General features: G+C 73.1%; 14 protein-coding genes and 2 pseudogenes. 8 read left to right on the top strand and 8 right to left on the bottom strand.

Annotated elements, in window-relative coordinates:
• Positions 1-212 precede the first annotated feature (212 nt).
• The 4 genes from AB0B02_RS07250 to AB0B02_RS07235 are packed head-to-tail and all read right to left on the bottom strand — an operon-like array spanning position 213 to position 5,874.
• The gene (locus tag AB0B02_RS07250; protein ID WP_357297773.1) at positions 213-2,066 is read right to left on the bottom strand and encodes an ABC transporter ATP-binding protein; all 1,854 of its coding nucleotides are present in this window, start codon (positions 2,064-2,066) and stop codon (positions 213-215) included.
• Positions 2,063-3,877, bottom strand: a complete 1,815-nt coding sequence (locus AB0B02_RS07245) for an ABC transporter ATP-binding protein (RefSeq protein ID WP_357297771.1) — start codon at positions 3,875-3,877, stop codon at positions 2,063-2,065. The genes AB0B02_RS07250 and AB0B02_RS07245 overlap by 4 nt, the downstream gene beginning before the upstream one ends.
• Positions 3,878-3,913: 36 nt before the next feature.
• Complete coding sequence (locus AB0B02_RS07240; protein WP_281937927.1) at positions 3,914-4,426, bottom strand: methylated-DNA--[protein]-cysteine S-methyltransferase; 513 nt, start codon at positions 4,424-4,426, stop codon at positions 3,914-3,916.
• Positions 4,423-5,874: an AlkA N-terminal domain-containing protein gene (locus AB0B02_RS07235; protein ID WP_357297767.1), complete on the bottom strand. Its 1,452-nt coding sequence runs from the start codon at positions 5,872-5,874 to the stop codon at positions 4,423-4,425. The genes AB0B02_RS07240 and AB0B02_RS07235 overlap by 4 nt, the downstream gene beginning before the upstream one ends.
• Before the next feature lie 209 nt (positions 5,875-6,083).
• Here AB0B02_RS07235 and AB0B02_RS07230 point away from each other — a divergent pair, with 209 nt between their 5' ends.
• Positions 6,084-6,560, top strand: a complete 477-nt coding sequence (locus tag AB0B02_RS07230; RefSeq protein ID WP_281937924.1) for a hypothetical protein — start codon at positions 6,084-6,086, stop codon at positions 6,558-6,560.
• Between the two features lie 53 nt (positions 6,561-6,613).
• Here AB0B02_RS07230 and AB0B02_RS07225 read toward each other — a convergent pair.
• Positions 6,614-7,432: pseudogene (locus AB0B02_RS07225) on the bottom strand (EamA family transporter); the annotation flags it as partial.
• A gap of 93 nt (positions 7,433-7,525) precedes the next feature.
• Between AB0B02_RS07225 and AB0B02_RS07220 the strand changes: the two are divergent.
• The 5 genes from AB0B02_RS07220 to AB0B02_RS07200 all read left to right on the top strand — a co-directional run bounded on the left by AB0B02_RS07220 (position 7,526) and on the right by AB0B02_RS07200 (position 10,645).
• Positions 7,526-8,056, top strand: a complete 531-nt coding sequence (locus AB0B02_RS07220) for a MarR family transcriptional regulator (RefSeq protein ID WP_357297764.1) — start codon at positions 7,526-7,528, stop codon at positions 8,054-8,056.
• A gap of 30 nt (positions 8,057-8,086) precedes the next feature.
• Entirely contained in the window at positions 8,087-8,848 is a 762-nt protein-coding gene (locus AB0B02_RS07215; RefSeq protein WP_281937921.1) for a peptidase E, read from the top strand.
• A gap of 11 nt (positions 8,849-8,859) precedes the next feature.
• Positions 8,860-9,945: a redox-regulated ATPase YchF gene (ychF, locus tag AB0B02_RS07210; RefSeq protein ID WP_281937919.1), complete on the top strand. Its 1,086-nt coding sequence runs from the start codon at positions 8,860-8,862 to the stop codon at positions 9,943-9,945.
• Positions 9,946-10,013: 68 nt separating this feature from the next.
• Complete coding sequence (locus AB0B02_RS07205; protein ID WP_357297760.1) at positions 10,014-10,253, top strand: hypothetical protein; 240 nt, start codon at positions 10,014-10,016, stop codon at positions 10,251-10,253.
• Complete coding sequence (locus AB0B02_RS07200; RefSeq protein ID WP_281937915.1) at positions 10,250-10,645, top strand: PIN domain-containing protein; 396 nt, start codon at positions 10,250-10,252, stop codon at positions 10,643-10,645. Before AB0B02_RS07205 ends, AB0B02_RS07200 begins: the two co-directional genes overlap by 4 nt.
• An 83-nt stretch (positions 10,646-10,728) precedes the next feature.
• Here AB0B02_RS07200 and AB0B02_RS07195 read toward each other — a convergent pair.
• From AB0B02_RS07195 to AB0B02_RS07185, 3 genes and pseudogenes are all read right to left on the bottom strand, one after another.
• Positions 10,729-10,827 (bottom strand): annotated as a pseudogene (locus AB0B02_RS07195) (GntR family transcriptional regulator); the annotation flags it as partial.
• A 125-nt stretch (positions 10,828-10,952) separates the two neighbouring features.
• Complete coding sequence (locus AB0B02_RS07190) at positions 10,953-11,219, bottom strand: superoxide dismutase (RefSeq protein WP_357297755.1); 267 nt, start codon at positions 11,217-11,219, stop codon at positions 10,953-10,955.
• Positions 11,216-11,842 (bottom strand): superoxide dismutase, encoded by a 627-nt coding sequence (locus tag AB0B02_RS07185; protein WP_281937911.1) that lies wholly within the window; start codon positions 11,840-11,842, stop codon positions 11,216-11,218. Before AB0B02_RS07185 ends, AB0B02_RS07190 begins: the two co-directional genes overlap by 4 nt.
• A gap of 330 nt (positions 11,843-12,172) precedes the next feature.
• Here AB0B02_RS07185 and AB0B02_RS07180 point away from each other — a divergent pair, with 330 nt between their 5' ends.
• Together AB0B02_RS07180 and AB0B02_RS07175 are read left to right on the top strand one after the other, a co-directional pair.
• Complete coding sequence (locus AB0B02_RS07180) at positions 12,173-12,502, top strand: metalloregulator ArsR/SmtB family transcription factor (protein ID WP_281937909.1); 330 nt, start codon at positions 12,173-12,175, stop codon at positions 12,500-12,502.
• Positions 12,502-13,236, top strand: coding sequence for a cation transporter (locus tag AB0B02_RS07175; RefSeq protein WP_357297748.1), 735 nt, complete (start codon positions 12,502-12,504; stop codon positions 13,234-13,236). Before AB0B02_RS07180 ends, AB0B02_RS07175 begins: the two co-directional genes overlap by 1 nt.

The raw sequence follows: 13,236 nt of genomic DNA, 5'->3' as shown, positions 1-13,236 counted from the left end.
TCGCAGATCGTGATATCCATGTTGCGCGGAAGGCTCATTGACTTGGCCGGAGACGGATGTGGGCCGAACTGGCGACCGTCAGCGAGGCCCACATCGAGCGGGAAGGTCCTACGAATAGATCGGCTCTCCGCACCGTTTCTTCAGTCATCAACGGACGGTCGACCGGCTCCGGCGTGAGCGGTGCGACGAGGCTGCCCCTATCACCCGCCGACTCAGATCAACGAGTCGCGCCACTGGCGGTGCAGGGCGGCGTAACGGCCGCCGGCGGCGGCCAGCTCGGCCGGCGGGCCGTCCTCGACTACTCCGCCGGCGTCGAGGACCAGCACCCGGTCGGCGATCTCCACGGTGGAGAGTCGGTGGGCGATCACCAGCGCGGTGCGGTCGCACAACACGCTGCGCAACGCGCGCTGCACCAGCCGCTCGGTCGGCACGTCCAGCGACGAGGTGGCCTCGTCGAGGATCAGCACCCGGGGGTCGGCCAGGAACGCCCGGGCGAACGCGACAAGTTGCCGCTGCCCGGCGGAGAGCCGGCCGCCACGCCGGTGCACGTCCGTGGCGTACCCGTCGGGCAGCGCGGCGATGAACTCGTGCGCGCCGATGGCCCGGGCGGCGGCCACCACGGCGGCGTCGTCGGCGTCCGGGCGGCCGAACCTGATGTTCTCCGCGACGGAACCGCTGAACAGGTGGGTCTCCTGGGTGACCAGCACCACCGCCCGGCGCAGCTCGGCGTCGGCCAGGTCGCGCAGGTCCACCCCGTCCAGGTGGACCGAGCCGGCGTCCGGGTCGTGGAAGCGGGCCAGCAGCTTCGCCAGCGTGGACTTGCCGGCCCCGGTCGGGCCGATCAACGCCACGGTCTGCCCGGCCGGGACGGTCAGCTCCAGCCCGGACAGGATCGGCGTCTCCGGCCGGTAGCCGAAGGAGACCGAGCGGAAGACCACGGCGCCGCGCGCCGGCCCGGTGGGCAGCGGCACCGGCCGCGCCGGCTCGGCCACCGCCGGGCGCTCGTCCAGCACCCCGGCCAGCTTCTCCAACGCCGCGGTCGCCGACTGGAGCGAGTTGTAGAACTGGCTCAGCTCCTCCATCGGCTCGAAGAACCGCCGCAGGTAGAGCAGGAACGCGGCGAGCACGCCGACCTCGGTGTCGCCGCCGAGCACCCGCCAGCCGCCGTACGCGAGCACCGTGGCGGCGGTCAGGTTGCCGATCAGCCGGATGCCCGGCGAGTAGATCGCGATCAGCCGGAACGCGCGCAGGCTGGCCCGCCGGTAGTCGTCGTTGACCGCGGCGAAGATGCGCTGGTTGCGGGGCTCGCGGCGGAACGCCTGCACGGCCCGGATTCCGCGCAGCGACTCGACGAAGTGCACGATGACCAGCGCCACCGCTTCCCGGGTGCGCCGGTACGCCCCGGCGGAGGCCCGCGCGAACCAGCGGGACAGCCCGAACAGGAACGGGAACGCGAACAGCGTGACCGCGGCCAGCGGCAGGTCCAGCCAGAGCAGGATGCCCGCCACCGACAGCACCGACAGCACGGCCATGACCAGCCGGTCGATCCCGCCGTCGACCAGCTCACCGATGGATTCCAGGTCGCTGGTCAGCCGGGACACCATCCGGCCGGAGGTGTACCGCTCGTGGAAACCGACGTCGAGGCGGAGAAAGTGCGCGTACACCCGCTGGCGGAGGTCGAGCAGGACGGCCTGGCCGATCCGGGCGGCGAGGGCGAGGAACGCGCGCCGGGCCGCGTACTCGACGGCGGTCGCCACGACGAACGCGGCGGCGACCGCGACCAGTGGGCCGGCGTCACCGGCCCGCAGCGGCCCGATACCGCGGTCGATGCCGAGCATGACGAGGTACGGACCGGTCATCGCCGCCGCGTTCTGGGCCAGCAGCAGCGCCACGGCCAGCCCGAGCGGTGCCCGGTGCGGGTGGAGCAGTGTCCGCAGCAGGAGCCGGCTGCGGACGCGGAGCCGGGTCACCGCCGCCGGTGACGAGCCCTCCGCGCGGCTGCGGTCGGCGTCCGGGTCGGTGGCCCGGCCCCGCCACCGGGTCAGGTCGGCGTCCGGCGCGGTCACGACCGCACCAGGCCGACGCCGCCCGGCCGACCCTCCGGCTCGGCGGAGAGCACCGCCCGGTACGCCGGCACCCCGGCCAGCATCTCGGAGTGGGTGCCGACGGCCACCACCCGACCGGCCTCCAGCAGCGCCACCCGGTCGGCCAGCGCCACGGTCGAGGGCCGGTGCACCACCAGCAGCGCCGTGGTGTCTCGCAGCACCCGGCGCAGCGCGGCCTCGACAAGCGCCTCGGTGTGCACGTCCAGCGCGGAGAGCGGATCGTCGAGGACCAGCAGGGCGGGGCGGCCGAGCACCGCCCGGGCCAGCGCGAGCCGCTGCCGCTGCCCGCCGGAGAGCGACAGCCCCTGCTCACCGATTCGGGTGGCCAACCCCCACGGCAGCTCGTACGCGAACTCCGCCTGCGCCAGCGCCAGCGCGGCCCGGACCTCCTCCTCGCCGGCCTCCGGCCGGCCCAGGGTGAGGTTCTCCCGGACCGACATGGAGAACAGCGTGGCCTCCTCGAAGGCCACCCCGACCAGCCGGCGCAGCGAGCCGAGTCGCAGGTCACGCACGTCGTGCCCGTCGAGGGTGATCCGGCCGTCGGTGACGTCGTGCAGCCGGGGGACCAGTGAGAGCAACGTGCTCTTGCCGCACCCGGTGGCACCGACCAGGGCGAGCGTCTCGCCCGGCTCGACGGTCAGGTCCAGGTCGTGCAGCACCGGGGCGGGCGCGCCCGGGTAACGGAAGCTCACCCGCTCGAAGCGGAGCCGGCCGTGGACCTCGCCCCGGCCCAGCGACCGGGCGTGCGGGGCGTCCGCGATGGTGGGCGGGGTGTCGAGCACCTCCTGGATCCGGTCGGCGGCGGTGGCGGCCTCCTGCCCGTTCGCGATGATCCAGCCGAGCGACTGCACCGGCCAGATCAGCATGAGCTGGAGGCTGACGAACGCGACCAGTTGCCCGATGGTGAGCGCGCCCCCGGCCACGGCGGCGGCGCCGGCGACCAGGACCGCGCCGAGCGTCAGGTTGGGCACCAGGTCGAACAGCGCGGAGGTGCGGGCCAGCAGGCGGGCCTTGCCGATTGCGGTGTCGTGCAGCCGGCGGGTGTCGGCGGCGAACCGGGCGGCCAGCTCCGGGCCCCGCCCGTACGCCCGCATGGTGCGCAGCCCCTGCGCGGTCTCCTCGACCAGCGTGGCCACGTCGCCCTGCTGGTCCTGCATGCGACGGGAGGCCGCGTGGTAGTGCCGGGCGAACCGCCGGCTGATCAGGAACAGCGGGACGGCGCTGGCCGCGACCAGCAGCCCCAGCCAGGGGTGCAGCCGGATCAGCAGCACCACCACGGCGGCGTAGGTGATCAGGTTGAGCACCAGGAAGAGCAGGCCGAAGGAGAGGAACCGGCGGATCACCGAGAGGTCGCTGGTGATCCGGGAGAGCAGTTGACCGGACTGCCAGCGGTCGTGGAAGCCGACCGGGAGCCGTTGCAGGTGCGCGTAGATGTCGGCCCGGATGGCCGCCTCCATGCCCACCGAGGAGGACGACTGCGTCCACCGCCGGATGAAGATCAGCACGGCTTCGGCGAGCCCGAGCAGCAGCGCGAGCGCGCCGAGCCGGAGCAACCCGGCCCCGTCGTGCCTGGCCACCGGCCCGTCCACCACCCGCTGCACCACCAGCGGGACGGCCAGGCTCGCCGCGGTCGCGGCCAGCGCGGCGACCAGCAGCCAGGCGAACTCCGTCGCGTACGGGCGCAGGTAGGGCCGCAGCCGCCAGAGGTTGTGCAGCGGCTGGGACCGGGCGTCGGTATGCGCCGCGGGATTGCCGTCGCTGGGCGCGGGCACCAACCGACGGTAGCGGCCAGGTGTGTCGGCGCGGGGTCAGCTAGCCGTCACCCGTCCCTCATGCCCGAGAAGCCACTTTTTCACGTCCAGCCCCCAGCGGTAGCCACCGAGCGCCCCGTCGGTACGCAACACCCGGTGGCAGGGTACGAAGAGCGCCGCGGCGTTGCGGGCACAGGCCGCCGCCGCGGCGCGGACCGCGGCCGGCCGGCCGGCCAGCGCGGCGAACCCGGTGTAGGTCACCGGATCACCCGGCTTCACGTCGCGCAGCACCCGCCAGGCGTGCGCCAGGAAGACGCCGTCGGTGTGCTGCTCCACCTCGACCGCGTCGATCGCGGTCAGGTCGCCGTCGAGGTAGGCCCGGACGGCCGCGGTCACCGGCCCGAGGTCGGCCCGATCCCGAAGCTCACCGCGGAGGCTCGGGTGCGTCAACGGCACCAGGGCCGTCGGGTCGGCGGTGAAGCCGGCCGCACGCACCGCCCCGCCGGGCCCGGCGAGCACGCTCAGCGGCCCGGCGGGAGTGTCGATGACGGTGCTGTCCAGAGTGGTCATGCTGCTCTCCAGAGTCGGATCGTCGCGTACGACCGCCAGGGGCGCCAGCGGTCCGCGTACGCGGTCAGGGTCTTCGGGGTGTCGGGCAGGCCGAGCGCGGCTGCGCCGCGGCGGACGCCCAGGTCGGTGGCGAGGATGACGTCGGGGTCGCCGAGCGCGCGCATGGCCAGGTAACCGGCGGTCCACGGCCCGACGCCGGGCAGCGCGACCAGCCGCCGGGCGGCCTCCTCCCGGTCGCCGCCCGCGTCGAGGTCCAGCTCCCCGTCGACGACGGCGCGGGCCAACGCCCGGATCGTCTCCCGCCGGGCCCCGGGCATGCGGAACGCCGGGTCCGGCGTGGCGAGCACCTCCGCCGCGCTCGGGAACGCCCGCAGGCCACCCGGTGCCCCGTCGGCGGCCCCGTCGTCGTCTGACCGGGTGGCGGCGATCAGGTGGGTGAGGGTGGTCCGGGCCGAGCGGAGCGAGACCTGCTGGGTGGTGACGGCGCGGACCGCGGTCTCGAAGCCGTCCACCGCGTGCGGGAGCCGGACGCCGGGCTCCGCCGCGACCGCCGGGGCCAGCGCGGGATCGTCGGCCAGGACGGCGTCCACCGCGACCGGGTCCGCGTCCAGGTCGAGCAGGCGGCGGCAGCGGGCCACCGCGGGTGCCATGTCGCGCATGTCGGCCAGCCGCAGCGTGGCGGCCACGTGCCCGCCGGCCGGGGTCAGCGCCGCCGTGCCGGGGCCGTGCGGCAGGCGCAGCCCGCGATGGTACGTCCGGTCGCGGACCTCCTCGATGCCGGGCAGCGCGCGCAGGGCGAGGAAGTCCAGCAGCGCGCCCGCGTGCAGGGGTGGCCGGTAGGCCAGTCGCAGCGTGATGGTGCCCGCGCCGCCGGCCGTCGGCCAGCCGCTCCGGCCGCCCCGCAGCTCGGACGGGGTGACGCCGAACACCTCGCGGACCGTGTCGTTGAACTGCCGCACGCTGCCGAACCCGGCGGCGAAGGCCACCTCGGCCAGGCCCAGCCCGGTGGTCTCGACCAGGATCCGGGCGGTCTGCGCACGCTGAGCCCGGGCCAGCGCCAGCGGGCCGGCGCCCAGCTCGGCCTGGAGCATGCGGTGCAGGTGTCGCTCGGTGTAGCCCAGCCGGGTGGCCAGCCCGGGGACGCCGTCCCGGTCGACCACGCCGTCGGCGATCAGTCGCATCGCGCGGCCGACCAGATCGGCCCGGACGTCCCACTGCGGGGAGCCCGGCGCGGCGTCGGGCCGGCACCGGCGGCAGGCCCGCAGCCCGGCGCCCTGCGCGGCGGCGGCGGACGGGAAGAACCGGACATTCTGCCGCTTCGGCGTCGTCGCCGGGCAGGACGGCCGGCAGTAGATCCCGGTCGACGTGACGCCGGTGTAGAACCAGCCGTCGAACCGCGGGTCGCGGCTGTCGACGGCCCGGTAGCACCGCTCGAAGTCCAGCTCCATGCCCCGATCCTGCCTCCCGGACCGGCCGCTCGGCTGGCGGGATTCGGACCTGACGTGCGGCAGTCGCACCAGCTCGGCGAGGTGGCGGTATCCCCGGCCCTCGGATACCGCCACCTCGGCGTAGTGGCGTGGATCTTGCGGGTGCGGCGGGGAAAGTGTCGTAAGTGGTCGGTACCGTCCCGCCACCAACTCCAGAAAAGGTGCGGGGCATGGCGAGCGTGGCCGGGCGGGGGCGAGCACCACTCGACACCGCGGTGGTGCAGGGCTTCTACGACCGGATGCGGGCGGTGGCGCCGGCCGCCTACGGCGCGATCGAGCGGGATCGCGCCGACGACCCGACGCGGCCCTTCGCCGAGACCGCCTGCGGCCGGCTGGTCGGCTCGCTCGACGCGGCCGGCCTGCGCGCGCTCGGCATGTGGGCGCACCACTGGTGCATGCGCTTCTACGACGACGACACCCGGGTCGGCGTGCGGCTGGTCGAGGAGATCGCCGGCCGGCGCGGCCTCGGCTGGACCGCCGACGAGGTGCGCTGGCTGCTCGACCGGTCACACGAGGCCGGGCCCGCCGCCGGCCACCGGTTCACCCTGCCGCTCGCCGCCGCGGCGGAGCTGCCGTCCGGCGCGCTGCCCGAGGACGTTCCGGTCGACACGGTGCCGGCCGACTGGCGCCGGTTGCGTGCCGGCTGAGCGGCGGTCGCGCCCCGGGCGTTTCGGTCCGGAAGCTGCCCGAGCACCATGGCGGCGACCGCCACCGCGAAGCCGGCGAGCTGGATCGGGCCGAGCGCCTGGCCGAGCACCAGCCAGCCGAGCGCCGCGGCGGTCAGCGGGCTGAGCGCGCCGAGCATCGACACCCGGGCCACCGGCAGCCGGGCCGCGCCCCGGAACCAGAGCGCGTACGCCAGCGCGGTGCCGACCAGCCCGAGCCACGCGTACCCCAGCAGGGCCGGCCCGTCCGGCGCGGGCGGCGCCCCCTCGACGACGACGGCGACCGGGGTGATCAGCAGGCCGCCGGCGACGAGTTGCCAGCTCGTGGCCGCGAGCGTGCCGACCCCGGGCGGGCGCCCCCAGCGGCGGGTGAGCACCAGGCCGGCGGCCATCGCGGCGGTGCCGGCCAGGCCGGCGGCCACGCCGAGCGGGTCGAGGCCGGCGCCCGGCCGCAGCACCACCAGGGCGACGCCGGCCGGGGCGGCGACGGCGGCGAGCAGCGCGGTGCGGCCGGGTCGGTCCCGGAGCAGGGCGACCGTGAGCACCGCGACCAGCAGGGGCTGGGCCGCGCCGAGCACGGCCGCGGTGCCCCCGGGCAACCGGTAGGCGGCGACGAAGAGCAGCGGGAAGAACGCCCCGATGTTGAGCGTGCCGAGCAGGGCGGCCCGGCCCCACCAGTTGCCGTGCGGTCGGCGGCGGGTCAGGGCGAGCAGCAGCAGGCCGGCCGGGAGGGCACGGATCGCCCCGGCCCAGAGCGGCCGGTCGGCGGGCAGCAGCTCGGCGGTCACCAGGTAGGTGCTGCCCCAGGTGACGGGCGCGATCGCGGTGAGCGCGACATCGGTCCGGCGGGTCATGCCTGCCTCTTCTCACGGTGGTAAGTATCTTAGAGCTAAACTACTTTGCGTCGAGTGAAAGCGGAAGAGCGACGTGCGGCACAATCGACAGCCGTGGCAGCGGACGAGGTGGACCTGATCGTCGAGCAGTGGCGTCGGGAACGGCCCGGCATGCGGCCCGAGCCGATGGCCGTCTTCGGCCGCATCTACCGGCTGTCCCGGCTGGTCGGCGACCGGCAGGAGCAGGTGTACGCCCGCTGGGGCATCGGTCGTGGCGAGTTCGACGTGCTCGCCGCGCTGCGCCGGTCCGGCCCGCCGTACACGCTGGCGCCGAAGGCGCTCACCGCCGCGCTGATGCTCACCTCCGGCGGGATGACCGGCCGGCTCGACCGGCTGGAACGCGCCGGGCTGGTCCGCCGCGCGCCGGACCCGGGCGACCGGCGGGCGCTGCGGGTCAGCCTCACCGACGCCGGCCGTCAGATCGTCGAGGAGTCGGCGGAGGCCGGGCTGGAGGTGCAGCGGCGGATCCTCGACGCGCTGCCGCCCGCCGACCGCTACCGACTGGCCGACCTGCTGCGCGCGCTGCTCGCCGCCGCCGAGTCGCCGGACGGGCCGCCGGACGGGGCGGCGGACGAGGCACAATGATCTCCACCGTCGCCGGCCGGAAGGACACCCATGCCCGCCACCGAACCGACCATCGTCGCCACCAGCATGGGCTACTTCAGTCGCCGGCGCGGCCCCTGGGACGCCCGGCCCAGCCAGCTCTTCGACCACATGGCCGAGCTGGCCGGCGCCGGTGACGCGCCCCGGGTCTGCTATCTCGGCCAGGCCGTCGGCGACCAGCCGACCGGCCTCACCGTGTTCTACGGCGCGTTCGCCGACACCCGGTTCCGCGCGTCCCACCTGGCGCTGTACCCCATGCCCAACGTCGACGACATCCGCGCCCACCTGCTGGCGCAGGACGTCATCTGGGTCGGCGGCGGCAGCGTCGCCAACCTGTGCGCGGTGTGGCGGGTGCACGGCCTGCCGGAGATCCTGCACGAGTGCTGGCAGGCCGGCGTGGTGCTCGGCGGCGTCTCCGCCGGCTCGATCTGCTGGCACACCGGTGGCGCCACCGACAGCTACGGCCCGGAGCTGCGTCCGTTCACCGACGGGCTGGGCTGGCTCCCGTACGGCAACGGCGTGCACTACGACAGCGAGGAGCAGCGCCGGCCGCTGATGCACCGGCTGGTCGCCGACGGGACGCTGCCGACCAGCCACTGCACCGACGACGGCGTCGGGCTGATCTACCGGGGGACCCGGCTGGTCGAGGCGGTGGCGGACCGGCCGGACGTGGCCGCGTACGAGCTGGTGCGGGCCGACGACGGCACGGTGCGGGAGACCCGGATCGAGCCCCGCCTGCTGCCCGCCCGGCCGGACGGCCGGCAGACCGCGTAAGCTGGCTCGTCGTGAGTCTCACCATCGGCATCGTCGGCCTGCCCAACGTGGGCAAGAGCACCCTGTTCAACGCGCTGACCAAGAACGACGTGCTCGCCGCGAACTACCCGTTCGCCACCATCGAGCCGAACGTCGGCGTGGTCGGGCTTCCCGACGAGCGCCTGGGCAGGCTGGCCGAGATCTTCTCCTCGCAGAAGGTGCTGCCCGCGCCGGTCTCGTTCGTCGACATCGCCGGCCTGGTCCGGGGCGCCTCGAAGGGGCAGGGCCGGGGCAACGCGTTCCTGGCCAACATCCGCGACGCCTCGGCGATCTGCCAGGTGGTGCGCGCCTTCTCCGACCCGAACGTGGTGCACGTCGACGGCAAGGTCTCGCCCGCCGACGACATCGAGACGATCAACACCGAGCTGATCCTGGCCGACATCCAGACGCTGGAGAAGGCGCTGCCGCGGCTGGAGAAGGAGGCCAAGCTCCGCAAGGACCGGGCCGCCGCCGTCGAGGCCGCCAAGAAGGCAGTCGAGGTGCTCGACAACGGCGTCACGCTGTACGCGGGCGCCGCCGCCGCGAAGGTCGAGCTGGAGCACCTGCGTGAGCTGCACCTGCTCACCACCAAGCCGTTCATCTACGTCTTCAACGTCGACGAGGCCGAGCTGGGCAACGCCGCGTTCCTCGACGAGTTGCGCGCCCTGGTCGCGCCCGCCGAGGCGGTCTTCATGGACGCGAAGATCGAGTCCGAGCTGGTGGACCTGCCCGAGGACGAGGCCCGCGAGCTGCTGGAGTCGATCGGTCAGTCCGAGCCGGGCCTGGACCAGTTGGTCCGGGTGGGCTTCCGGACGCTGGGGCTCCAGACGTACCTCACGGCCGGCCCCAAGGAGGCGCGGGCCTGGACCGTCCCGATCGGGGCGACCGCGCCGGAGGCCGCCGGGGTGATCCACAGCGACTTCCAGCGCGGCTTCATCAAGGCCGAGGTGGTCTCCTACGCCGACCTGGTCGCGGCCGGATCGATGGCGGCGGCGAAGGCCGCCGGCAAGGTCCGGATCGAGGGCAAGGAGTACGTCATGCAGGACGGCGACGTGGTGGAGTTCCGCTTCAACGTCTGACGTCGGCCTGCCCGGGGCAGGCCCGCCGGGCTCGCTCAGTTGCGGTAACACCATGGTATGGTCGCAAGATGGCGAAGACGAAGAAGGTCACGATCACGCTCCCGGCGGAGTTGCTGGAGAGCATGAAGTCGCACACCGACAACGTCTCCGGCTACCTCACCGAGCTGGCCGAGCGGGCCGAGCGGCGCCGACTTCTCCGCGAGGAGTTGGATCACTACCAGGGCGAATTCGGGGCGTTCACTGACGAGGAGATGGCCGAGGCTCGGGCGCTCCTGCACGGGGGCGAGGAGATCGGACGTGCGGCGTGAGCCTTGAGTCGCTGGTGCTCGACTCGCAAGGCTTCGCAATGTGGATCGAACGGGACCGCAAGGTGATGCGACTGCTGGAGCAGGCGGAGCGTGACGGGGCCGATCTTGCCATGTCGGCCGCCACGATCATCGAGGTCTCCCACTCCGGCGTGGACGTCGCGCGGCTGACCTGGCTGCTGTCCCGAATCCGGGTGGAGGCGGTGACGGTGGAAAGCGCCCGCCGCAGTGCGGGGCTGTTGGAGGCGGCGGGGCTCCATGGGCACAGGTACGCCATCGATGCCATGGTCGCCGAGGTGGCGCTCCGCCTACCCGCGCCGGTGGCGATCCTGACATCCGATGTCGATGACATCGTCAAGCTTTGCGGGCAGCGGGTTCGGGCCATCGGGCTGTAGGTGGGCTTTCGCCCGCTTGTATCGCAGTTCACGGGTGGGTGCGCCTCGCCCTGGGGCATCATCGGGCGCGAATCTGCCTCGGCCTGTTCGGCGACGAAGACGCCCACGCCCGGCCGGGTCTCGGTCATTCCTCTGATCCGTAAGACCTGCATGGCGCGGTCGATCACGGGCTCGGTCGCTCCCTTCCACACCTCGGATTCGGTGGCCGTGACATGTCACCGAAGCGGGTTACGTACGACGACTACGTCCTGGCGGTAGCGCTCACCCTCGCCCGTCGCCACCGACCGGCGGCCTGTCGGGTGGGCGTCTAGGTGCTGACCGGGGGCTCGCTGGCGGCGGCAATGTGCAGGGTGAGTTCCTGGACGAGGTCGTCCATGGTCTGGCCGGTTTGGGTGCGGACGAGGGTGAGGGCGAGTTCGGCCAGGAGCATGAAGCCGCGTGTGCGGGCAGCCTCGTCGGGGAAGGCTGCGAGCAGTTGCTCGGCGCCGCCGAGGTCGCCGCGGTGCCTGGCGGCGATGACCCCGGCGGCGCGTTGCGCAGCGGTGAAGGCCGACGCGGGGTCGGCTGTGGTCACGGTGCGACGAGGATCGGGTTGCCGGCGGCGCGGGCGGCGTCGAAGCGCCGGGTGACGTCGCCCCAGTTGACGAGGTTCCACAGCCGGTCGACGTAGTCGGGTCGGACGTTCTTGTATTGCAGGTAGTAGGCGTGTTCCCAGGCGTCGAAGACCAGGATCGGGGTGGAGCCCTGACCGACGTTGCCGTGATGGTCGTAGACCTGTTCCACGATGAGGCGCTGGGACAGCGGCTCCCAGGCCAGGATGCCCCAGCCGGAGCCCTGCACGCTCTTGGTGGCGTTGGAGAGCTGAGCGGCGAAGGCGTCGAAGGAGCCGAAGTGCTCGTCGATGGCGGCGGACAGTTCGCCGTCGGGGCGGTCGCCGCCCTCAGGCGAGAGGTTGTTCCAGAAGATCGAGTGCAGGACGTGGCCGGAGAGGTTGAACGCGAGGGTCTTCTCCAGGCCGACCAGCGTGGTGTAGTCGCCCTTGTCGCGGGCCTCGGCGAGCTGGTCGAGGGTGTCGTTGCTGCCCTTGACGTAGGCGGCGTGGTGCTTGCTGTGGTGCAGCTCCAGGATCTGACCGCTCATGGCGGGTTCGAGTGCCCCGTAGTCGTAGGGCATGTCAGGAAGTGTGTAGACGGCCAACGGAACCCTCCCGCGTGATCGAGATCGTCCCGCCAGTATGCCTTATTGCCAAACTCTGGCAACTACGGAATTGTGGCAACTAGGCGGTGATCGTGATGGCTCCCTTGCCAGTCGGCCCGTCAGTGGGCGTGCCTCCCCGCTGCGATGATCCTGGTGGAGGCACGCCCACAGCTCACTTGGTCAAACCGACCGACATGCCGTACCTGGAACCGTCCCTGCCGGCCAGCCGATCGCGCCTCCTGGTTCCGCTTCAATGTCTGACCCGGCCCGCCGGGATGGCGGGTTCGGTACGACTGGCGCTGAATTCAGCAATCGCTGTACTGTCGTCGGGTGGAGATCCTGACGCACGGGCATGTGCTGGCCCGGTTCGGCCACGCGTTGTCCGATCCCATCCGAGCGCGGCTGCTCCTGGCGCTGCGGGACGCCCCGGGCTATCCGGCGGAGCTGGCCGACCTGCTCGGGACCACTCGCCAGAACCTGTCCAACCACCTTGCCTGCCTGCGCGGCTGTGGTCTGGTCGTGGCGGTGCCCGAGGGGCGGCGGACCCGCTATGAGCTGACCGACGCACGGCTGGCGCATGCTCTCGGCGACCTGCTGAACCTGGTGCTGACGGTCGACCCGACGATGTGCGCGGACGCCGACGAGAAGGGTTGCTGTTGATGTCCGCCCCTCTGCTGCAGGTTCAGTCCGGTAACGGCGCGGTTCGTCGGGCGGTGCTCGCGCGACGGGTGCGGTTCCTGGTGGCGGCAACGATCACCTACAACGTGATCGAGGCGGTGGTGGCGATCACGGCCGGTGCTGCTGCCTCCTCCACCGCCCTGATCGGCTTCGGTCTGGATTCGGTGATCGAGGTTTCCTCGGCGGCGGCGGTGGCGTGGCAGTTCGCCGGCCGCGACCCCGAGGCGCGGGAGAAGGCCGCACTGCGGATCATCGCGGTGTCGTTCTTCGCGCTGGCCGCGTACGTCACCGTGGAGTCGGTGCGAGCGCTGGCCGGCGGCGGAGAGGCCGAACACTCCACCGTCGGCCTGGTCCTGGCTGCCCTGTCCCTGCTGATCATGCCGGTGCTGTCCTACGCGCAACGACGGGCCGGGCGCGAGTTGGGCTCCCGATCAGCGGTGGCCGATTCCAAGCAGACCCTGCTCTGCACCTATCTGTCCGCCGTGCTGCTCGTCGGCCTGGGTCTCAACAGCATGTTCGGCTGGTCCTGGGCCGATCCGCTCGCCGCGCTCGTCATCGCCGTGGTGGCGGTCAAGGAGGGGCGAGCGGCGTGGCGCGGGGACGCCTGCTGTGCGATGCCGGTCAACGGCTCGGCTCCACGTGCCAGTCGGCGTGACAGCGCGGACACCTGCGCGTGCGAACCTGGCTGTTCCTGCTGCTCAGGCGAGACGAAGTGA

The sequence above is a fragment of the Micromonospora sp. NPDC049240 genome (assembly GCF_040647835.1).
Taxonomy (GTDB): domain Bacteria; phylum Actinomycetota; class Actinomycetes; order Mycobacteriales; family Micromonosporaceae; genus Micromonospora.
Note: the sequence above shows the minus strand (reverse complement) of the source record. Positions and strands in the feature narration are given on the sequence as shown.